The organism is Methanoculleus sp. (assembly GCF_020696975.1).
Classification (GTDB): domain Archaea; phylum Halobacteriota; class Methanomicrobia; order Methanomicrobiales; family Methanoculleaceae; genus Methanoculleus.
Genome location: NZ_JAJGBK010000020.1, coordinates 148,865 through 157,992 on the forward strand (window position 1 = coordinate 148,865; position 9,128 = coordinate 157,992).

The window sequence follows — 9,128 nt, forward strand, 5'->3', positions numbered from 1 at the left end:
TTTTCTACCCGGGCACCCCTTCCTTCAAGAGGTGATTCTATGGCGATTGACTGGTACGAAGAGTTTGTTGACCTCAACCACACTCCGGGCCCGGGCGAACTCGTAGCCCTCTACTACTTCGAGCCGGCGGAGGGGATCAGCAGGGAGGAGGCGGTCGGGAGGATCGCGTCGGAGAGTTCGACCGGGACCTGGACCACGCTCTTTACCCTGCCGCCCCGGATGCGGGACCTCCAGGCGAAGGCGTTCGAGATCGAGGGGAACTACGTTAAGATCGCGTACCCGCTCGCCCTCTGGGAGGAGGGGAACGCGGCCCAACTCCTGAGCGGGATCGCCGGGAACGTCTTCGGTATGAAAGCGCTCGCGAATCTCCGGCTGATCGACGCCTCACTCCCGGTCGAATACCTCCGGCACTTCAAGGGCCCGCACTTCGGGATGGACGGGATCCGGGATATGATGAAGATCCGTGGTAGGCCGCTCACGGGCGCGGTCCCGAAGCCGAAGGTGGGGTTCACGGCAGAGGAACACGCCGAGGTCGGATACGAGACCTGGATGGGCGGGTTTGACTTCGTCAAGGACGACGAGAACCTGACGTCACTTTCGTTCAACCGGTTTGAGGATCGCGTCCGGGCGATGGCGAAGATGCGGGATAAGGCCGAGCAGGAGACCGGCGAGACAAAGTCCGCGTTCATCAACATCACGGCCGACACCAGGACGATGGAGGAGCGGGCGAAGATGCTTGCGGACTACGGCTGGAACTACGCGATGATCGACGTCGTGGTGACCGGAACGGCGGCTGTCGCGACCCTCCGGGACTACTGCTCAGATCTCGGGCTTGCGATTCACGCCCATCGGGCGATGCACGCGGCCTTTGACCGGGACGAGAAGCACGGGATCACGATGCAGTTCCTGGCGAAGATGATGCGCCTTGTCGGCGTCTCGCAGATCCACACCGGGACCGCTGTGGGCAAATTGGTCGGCACCCGGGCGGAGGCCACGCTGCTTGCGGACATTCTCCGGGAGAAGCACACGAACGCCGTCGACCACATGGCCCTCGACCAGGACTGGGGCAATATCAAGAGCGCATTCCCCGTCTCGTCGGGCGGGCTCCATCCCGGGCTCGTGCCGGACGTGCTCGACATCTACGGCACCGACCTCGTTCTCCTCGTCAGCGGCGGCATCCACGGCCATCCCAGGGGCACGCGGGCGGGCGCAGAGGCCACCATGCAGGCGATCGAGGCCTGGAAGGACGGCGAGACGCTCGAGGAGAAGGCGAAGAAGGCTCCCGCACTCCGGGAAGCGCTCGAGAAGTGGGGATACTATAAGCCGAAGTGAGGGGGTTTTGGAAATCTAACCCGGGATATTGCATGCCGGCCTAGTGATCTCGCACGACTTGATCATGATGGACTGCATGGCCCTGGTGTTGAGACAGGGGAGGGGGCATGCCTCCTCCCCGTCAGCCCCACCCCCAAGGCGATACCCTCACGGTCCACTGCATGGGGACAACCCGGGAGAAACCTGGTTTGGGTTATTCTACAACCCATTCCAACCACTGTTATCACCTGTGTAACTTGCACCCTCTACCAGTCGAGATCGCGTGCATGTTTTACGTGGGACTATCGCCACGCGCTGCCCCCGCCCCCCTTGGGGGCGCGGGGGAGGAGCGCGAAGCGCGGGTGGGGTGGGGGTTGATCAGGTGCAACTCGGAGTTTTCAAGCCATCAGAAACTTTCAGAGATTTGTACCTCTGAAAAAGTGCTCTTTTCCCACCACCAATCACGCCCTCACCACCCCCCGCCGCTCCGGGCACCCTTCGAGAGCCGTAGTCTCCCTGACGCGTATCTCCCCCGCCAGCCTCTCGAGCCCTTCGCGGAACTCGTCGATGTAGCCCTGCATCGAGAGGCTGCCCTCCGGGAAGGGGCAGTCGATGTCATAGAGCCGCTCGATCATGGGATCGGAGGGGAGGAGGTCGACGGCGATCCCGGTCGCTTCCGCGGCCTCGACCATCGCCTTTCTAAACGGCCCGATGCAGTAGGCGAGCCGGTGCCGGTAGGTATCTCGTGTCTTCTCAAGGTAGCCCTTCAGCCGGTAGACCTCGATCCGGTGGAAGTCCCGCCGGATCCGCTCGTCCGTGGTCTTGCCAAGCATGTAGTGGTAATTCCGGTAAGGGTACATGCACTCGAGCTCTGCGGGGACGGTCCCGCAGGTGCCGAATATGGTGATATGGTAGTCCTCCGGGGCAAGGACGCCATCGATGATCCGCCGGAAGAGTTTGTGGCTCGGGCTCTGGCTGTAGGGTTTCCGCACGGCGCAGGGGAGGAAGAGGCCGATCTCCCGCGGCGCCACCCGGTAGTTGTCGATGATGAACCGGTAGGCGTCCTCGAACTCTTTGCGGTAGAACGGCGGGTCGAATATCTCGATCTGGTTTCCGTGCCTGTCCTGCACGACCTCGACGACCCGCCGGGGGGCGCCCGCACCCGGCACTATCTGATACTCCTGCATAAAAAAGTTCCTTTTTCTGGTGTATAATGGTTTGACCGGAAAAACCAAAAAGGGTGGCCCTTCAGGAGATGTTCCCTGACCCCTCCAAACAAACGGCATTCCGGGCTCCGTTAACTGATTCTATTTAAATTTTGATGCCTGCAAACGGCTATGAACTTGGAGGACAAACATATCTGCACGCACCAATGAAGAAGATCATCATCAAGGGGGCGCGGGAGCACAACCTCAACAATATCACCGTCGAACTCCCGCGCGACCGGCTTATAGTCCTCACCGGCGTATCCGGATCGGGGAAGTCCACGCTTGCCTTCGATACCATCTACGCCGAAGGGCAGCGGCGCTATGTGGAGTCGCTCTCCGCCTATGCCCGGCAGTTCCTCGGGCTGATGCAGAAGCCGGACGTCGACAGCATCGACGGGCTCTCGCCCGCCATCTCCATCGAGCAGAAGACGACGTCCAGGAACCCCCGGAGTACCGTCGGCACGGTCACCGAGATCTACGACTACCTCCGGCTCCTCTTCGCCCGGATAGGGACGCCGTTCTGCCCGGAGCACCAGATCCCTATCGAGGCCCAGTCACCGGAGAAGATCGCCGACCACATCGCCTCCACGATGACCGGGACGGTCACCATCCTCGCCCCGATCATCCGGCAGAAGAAAGGCACTTACCAGCAGGTCTTCAAGGACCTCGACCGGGAGGGCTACACCCGGGTGCGGGTCAACGGCGAGATCCACCGGACCGACGAGGAGATCACCCTTGAGCGCTACCGCAAGCACGACATCGACGTGGTCATCGACCGGCTTGCCGTCAATGAGCGCTCAAGGCTCGTTGAGGCGATCGAGAACGCCCTTGCAAAGTCCGAGGGGCTCGTCATCGCCGTCGACGAAGATGGCCGGGAGGAGACCTGCTCGTCGCTCATGGCCTGCCCGGTCTGCGGGCTTGCATTCGAGGAGCTCCAGCCCCGGATGTTCTCCTTCAACAGCCCGTTCGGGGCCTGCGAGGAATGCAACGGGCTCGGGATCAGGATGGAGTTCGACCCCGACCTGATCATCCCGGACAAGAGCAAATCCATCGCCGAAGGCGCCGTCATGCTCTACCGGAACTTCCTCGACGGCTACCGGAGCCAGTACCTCGGCGCCGTCGCGAAGCACTTCGGGTTCTCGGTCTTAACACCGATCAAGGACCTCACCGAGGAGCAGTATAAGGCGCTGATGTTCGGTTCATCGGAGCACCTCCGCCTCTCGATGAAGATGAAGAACGGGGACTCGTGGTCGCACTCCGGGACGTGGGAGGGTCTCGCCCCCCAGGCCGAGCGGCTCTACCACCAGACCCAGTCGGAGTATCGCCGCCGCGAACTTGAGAAGTTCATGCGAATCCTCCCCTGCCCGACATGCGGGGGCAAGAGACTCAAAGATAAGGTCCTTGCCGTGAAGGTCGCCGGGAAGTCCATCGTCGATGTCACCGATCTCCCGGTTACGGGGGCACTCTCGTTCTTCCGGACCCTGGACCTCACCGAGAGCGAGCGCGAGATCGCAAAACAGGTCCTAAAAGAGATCGTCGCCCGGCTGGAGTTCCTCAATCAGGTCGGCGTCGGCTACCTGACCCTCTCGCGGAGCGCCGGGAGCCTCTCGGGCGGGGAGGCGCAGAGGATACGCCTTGCGACACAGATCGGGTCGAACCTCACCGGGGTTCTCTACGTCCTCGACGAGCCCTCCATCGGGCTGCACCAGCGCGACAACAGAAAACTCCTCGAGACCCTGCAGCGCCTCCGTGACCTCGGAAACACCCTCGTCGTGGTCGAGCACGACGAGGAGACGATCCGGAGCGCCGACTGGGTCGTGGATATGGGGCCCGGGGCCGGGCTCCATGGCGGCGATATCGTTGCACAGGGCCCTCCGGACGCCATCACGGCAAACCCGGTATCGCTTACGGGCCGCTATCTCTCCGGCGACCTGAAGATCGAGGTCCCCACGACCCGCCGACAGAGCGACCGGTTCATCCGCCTTGCAGGCTGCCGGGAGAACAACCTCAAGGGCATCGACGCGAATATCCCCATCGGCGTCCTGACGGTCGTCACCGGGGTCTCGGGGTCGGGGAAGTCCACGCTCATCTACGAGACGCTCTATCGGGCGCTGATGCAGAGGCTCCATGGCTCACGGGAGCTCCCCGGAGCGCACGACAGCCTCACGTTCGACGACGAGATCGACAAGGTGATCGTCATCGACCAGAGCCCCATCGGGCGGACGCCGCGCTCGAACCCGGCGACCTACACCAAGGTATTCGACGAGATCCGAAAGGTCTTTGCCGAGACGAAGGAGGCGAAGGTCCGGGGTTACAAGCCCGGCCGGTTCTCGTTTAACGTCAAAGGCGGGCGGTGCGAGGCCTGCCAGGGCGACGGGCTCATCAAGATCGAGATGAACTTCCTCCCCGACGTCTACGTCGAGTGCGAGGAGTGCAAGGGGGCGCGCTACAACCGCGAGACCCTCGAGGTGAAATACCGGGGCAAGTCCATCGCCGAAGTCCTTGAGATGAGCGTCGAGGAGGCGATTGACCACTTCGAGCACTTCCCGTCGATCAAGAACAAACTCGAGACGCTCTCAAGGGTCGGGCTCGGCTACATCAAACTCGGCCAGAGTTCCACCACCCTCTCGGGCGGCGAGGCGCAGCGGATCAAGCTGACCCGCGAGCTCGCAAAGCGGGCCACGGGAAAGACGATCTACCTCCTCGACGAACCGACGACCGGGCTCCACTTCCACGATGTGAAGAACCTGATCGCCGTCCTCGACGACCTGGTGGCACGGGGGAACACGATGGTCGTGATCGAGCACAACCTGGACGTCATCAAGTCCGCCGACTACATCATCGATCTCGGCCCGGAGGGCGGGGACGCCGGCGGCGAGGTGGTCGCGGCCGGAACCCCCGAAGAGGTCGCCCTGGTCGAAGGGAGCCACACGGGCGCGTTCTTAAAGGAGACCCTCAAGAAGCCATGATCGACCTCCAGAGCCTCCCGACCGAGCCTGGGTGTTACCTCTTCTCCGACGGCGAGGGGACCATCATCTACGTCGGGAAGGCGAAGAACCTCCGGCGACGGGTATCGAGTTACTTCTCCCGGCACGACCTCGACCGGAAGACCGAAAGACTCGTCGCCGCGATCGCCGGGATCGACTTCATCGTCACCGACACCGAGGTCGAGGCGTTCATCCTCGAGAACACCCTGATCAAGAAGCACCAGCCGAAGTACAACATCGACTTAAAGGACTCGAAGAGGTACGCCTACATCCACGTCACCGACGAGCCCTACCCCCGGATCCACACCGCTCGCCAGCCCGACGGGAACGGCCGTTACTACGGCCCGTTCGTCTCCGGCCGGGAGCGCGAAGACCTGCTGCGCCTGTTGAAATCGTTATTCGGGCTCCGGTCGTGCCGGCGCCTTCCCCGGCGCCCGTGCCTCCGGGCCCATATCGGCTCATGCAGCGCCCCCTGCACGGGGAGGATAACCGAGGACGAATACCGGGAGAGGGTCCGGCGGGCCGAATCGGTCCTCAAAGGCGATATCGCCGGGCTCATCCGGGCGCTCCGCGAGGAGATGGTCGCCGCGGCAGAGCGGCAGGAGTATGAGCGGGCGATGGAACTCCGCGACCAGATTACGGCCCTCGAGGGGCTGCGCGAGCGCCAGCACGTCGACCGGCAGAAGACCTACAACGAGGATATCGTCAACTATATCGTGAGCGAGGGAACCGTCTTTCTGATGCTCTTCAACGTCGACCGTGGGACGCTTGCCGGGAAGCGCGAGTACACGTTCGACGAGACGGAGGGGTTCATCGAGGAGTTCCTCGCCCGCTACTACGCCGACCACGAACCGCCACAGGAGGTGATCCTGCCCGTGCCCGTCGACGACGCGCTTCCGGGCTACCTCTCCCACCTCCGGGGCGCTAAAGTCCGGGTGGTCGTGCCGCAACGGGGCGAGAAGAAGAACCTGCTCGACCTGGTCAGGAAGAACGTCGAGATCGCGTTCTTCGGCGACCGGATCAAACTGGACGAGTTGAAACGCCGCCTGCACCTCCCTGACCTCCCGGTCGCGATCGAGTGCTTCGACATCTCACACCTCTCCGGGACGGCGATGGTTGGTTCGATGGTCCGGTTTCTCTGGGGGAAGCCCGACAAACGGAACTACCGGCGCTTCCGGATACGGACGGTCGAGGGCATCGACGACTTCGCGGCGATTGCCGAGGTGGTCCGCCGGCGGTATACGCGCCTCCAGAAGGAGGGCGGCGAGTTCCCTGACCTTATCCTCATCGACGGCGGGAAGGGGCAGCTTGCGGCGGCAACCGCGGTGCTCCGGGATCTCGGCGTCAAAGTCCCGATCGCGGCGATCGCGAAGCGCGAGGAGGAGGTCTTCGTGCCGGGCTTCTCCCACCCCCTGCCGCTTGAGCGGCACGAGAAGGCGTCGCTCTTCCTCCAGGAGATCCGCGACGAGGCGCACCGGTTCGCGATCACGTATCACAGAACCCTCAGGAAGAAGACGGTGGCACCATGACGGAATTTCACCTTAAAGCGGATTTCAAGCCAACCGGCTCGCAGCCCGACGCGATCCGGAAACTCACCGGCGGCCTATCCCGCGGCGAGCGGTTCCAGACCCTCCTCGGGGTCACGGGTTCGGGGAAGACGTTCACAATAGCAAACGTCGTCGAGGAGGTCCAGAAACCCACCCTCGTCATAGCGCACAACAAGACACTTGCCGCCCAGCTCTACAACGAGTTCAAGTCGTTCTTCCCCGATAACCGGGTGGAGTACTTCGTCTCCTACTACGACTACTACCAGCCCGAGTCCTACATCGCGAAACGCGACCTCTACATCGAGAAAGACGCCCAGATCAATCCCAAGATCGAGCAGATGCGGCTTGCGGCAACCGCATCGCTCCTCTCCCGTCCCGACACCCTCATCGTCGCCTCGGTCTCCTGCATCTACGGTCTCGGGAACCCCGCGAACTTCCAGGGGATGGGCTTTGAGGTGAAGGTCCGCGACCGGATGCGGCGGGACGATATCATCCGGCGGCTGATCGATATCCAGTTCGAGCGAAACGACATCGAGCTCATGCCGGGTCGGTTCCGCGTGAAGGGCGACACCATCGATATCGTCCCCGGCTACTTCAATAACATCATCCGTATCGAGCTCTTCGGGGACGAGATCGACCGGATCAGCGAGATTGACAAGACATCAGGAGAGCGGCTGGAGACGATGGACTACTTCTTCGTCTACCCGGCGAGGCACTTCGTTGCCCCCGAGGAGGAGAAGGAGCGGGCGATAGCCTCGATCGAGCAGGAACTCGAGGGGTGGCTCCCGAACCTTGGCATGCTCGAGGCGCACCGCCTCCGCCAGCGGACGCTCTACGATATCGATATGATCCGCGAGACCGGGACCTGCAAGGGGATTGAGAACTACTCCCGCCACTTCGACGGGCGGAAGGCCGGGGAGAAGCCCTACTGCCTGCTGGACTACTTCCCGGAGGACTTTTTGATGGTGATCGACGAGAGCCACCAGACCCTCCCCCAGGTCAGGGGGATGTACCGCGGTGACTACTCAAGGAAGAAGTCCCTCGTGGACTACGGTTTCCGGCTCCCGTCGGCGTTCGACAACCGGCCACTGAAGTTCGAGGAGTTCTCGGACTACATGCAAAACGTCATCTTCGTCTCGGCGACCCCCGGCGACTACGAACTGAAACGGTCGAGCGTCGCGGAGCAGATCATCCGGCCGACGGGGCTCGTCGACCCGGCAGTCGAGGTCCGGCCGATCGAGGGGCAGATCCCGGACGTGATGGCGGAGATCCGGGCAACCATCGACCGCGGCGACCGCATACTCCTGACGACGCTCACAAAGAAACTCGCCGAGGAACTCTCGGAGTATCTCGCCGAGCAGGGAATCAAGACCCGCTACCTCCACTCCGAGATCGAGACCATCGAGCGGACCGAGATCATCCGGCAGCTCCGCCTCGGGAAGTACGACGTCCTTGTCGGGATCAACCTCCTGCGGGAGGGGCTCGACATCCCCGAGGTGGGGTTCGTCGGCATCCTCGACGCCGACAAGGAGGGCTTCCTCCGCGACGCAAGAAGCCTCGTCCAGACCATCGGGCGGGCGGCCCGCAACGTCAACGCGAAGGTCGTGCTCTACGCCGACACCATGACCGACTCTATCAAGAAGGCGATGGCCGAGACCGGGCGGCGGCGGGCGATGCAACTCGACTACAATGCCAGGCACGGCATCACGCCGCAGACGATCGTAAAACCAATCCGTGAGAAAGAGGTCGATATCACCGATATCAAGCACGTCCCAAAGTCCGAGATCCCGAATCTGATCATCGAGCTCGAGGCCGATATGCGGGAAGCGGCGGAGCGCCTGGAGTTCGAGCGGGCGATAGCGCTCCGGGATACGATCAAGAAGTTGCAGGAAGGGAAGGGACGGTAGAAAGGCTAAGGCTCCGGATTGCCACAAAGTATGGGCCCGGAGGGGCTGCGACGCGAAAAGTGGTAACCTCCGAGTTTTGGCAGTAGGCTGTTGAGGCGATGGAAAGCCCGGTGCAGTGGACCGTGGGAGTATCGCCACGGGGGGGTGGGGACAGGGGGGGGGGGGGGG

At 62.8% G+C, this 9,128-nt stretch carries 5 protein-coding genes; 4 read left to right on the forward strand and 1 reads right to left on the reverse strand.

What is annotated here, in order from left to right:
* The first annotated feature begins 39 nt into the window (after positions 1-39).
* Positions 40-1,332: a type III ribulose-bisphosphate carboxylase gene (gene rbcL, locus QZ650_RS05810; RefSeq protein WP_292520519.1), complete on the forward strand. Its 1,293-nt coding sequence runs from the start codon at positions 40-42 to the stop codon at positions 1,330-1,332.
* Positions 1,333-1,772: 440 nt separating this feature from the next.
* Here rbcL and QZ650_RS05815 read toward each other — a convergent pair whose 3' ends face one another.
* Positions 1,773-2,498, reverse strand: a complete 726-nt coding sequence (locus tag QZ650_RS05815) for a DUF5591 domain-containing protein (protein ID WP_292520517.1) — start codon at positions 2,496-2,498, stop codon at positions 1,773-1,775.
* A gap of 185 nt (positions 2,499-2,683) precedes the next feature.
* Here QZ650_RS05815 and uvrA point away from each other — a divergent pair, with 185 nt between their 5' ends.
* The 3 genes from uvrA to uvrB are packed head-to-tail and all read left to right on the forward strand — an operon-like array spanning position 2,684 to position 8,960.
* Positions 2,684-5,488, forward strand: coding sequence for an excinuclease ABC subunit UvrA (gene uvrA / locus QZ650_RS05820; protein WP_292520515.1), 2,805 nt, complete (start codon positions 2,684-2,686; stop codon positions 5,486-5,488).
* Positions 5,485-7,035: an excinuclease ABC subunit UvrC gene (uvrC, locus tag QZ650_RS05825; protein ID WP_292520513.1), complete on the forward strand. Its 1,551-nt coding sequence runs from the start codon at positions 5,485-5,487 to the stop codon at positions 7,033-7,035. Before uvrA ends, uvrC begins: the two co-directional genes overlap by 4 nt.
* Entirely contained in the window at positions 7,032-8,960 is a 1,929-nt protein-coding gene (uvrB, locus tag QZ650_RS05830) for an excinuclease ABC subunit UvrB (RefSeq protein ID WP_292520512.1), read from the forward strand. Before uvrC ends, uvrB begins: the two co-directional genes overlap by 4 nt.
* Positions 8,961-9,128 lie beyond the last annotated feature (168 nt).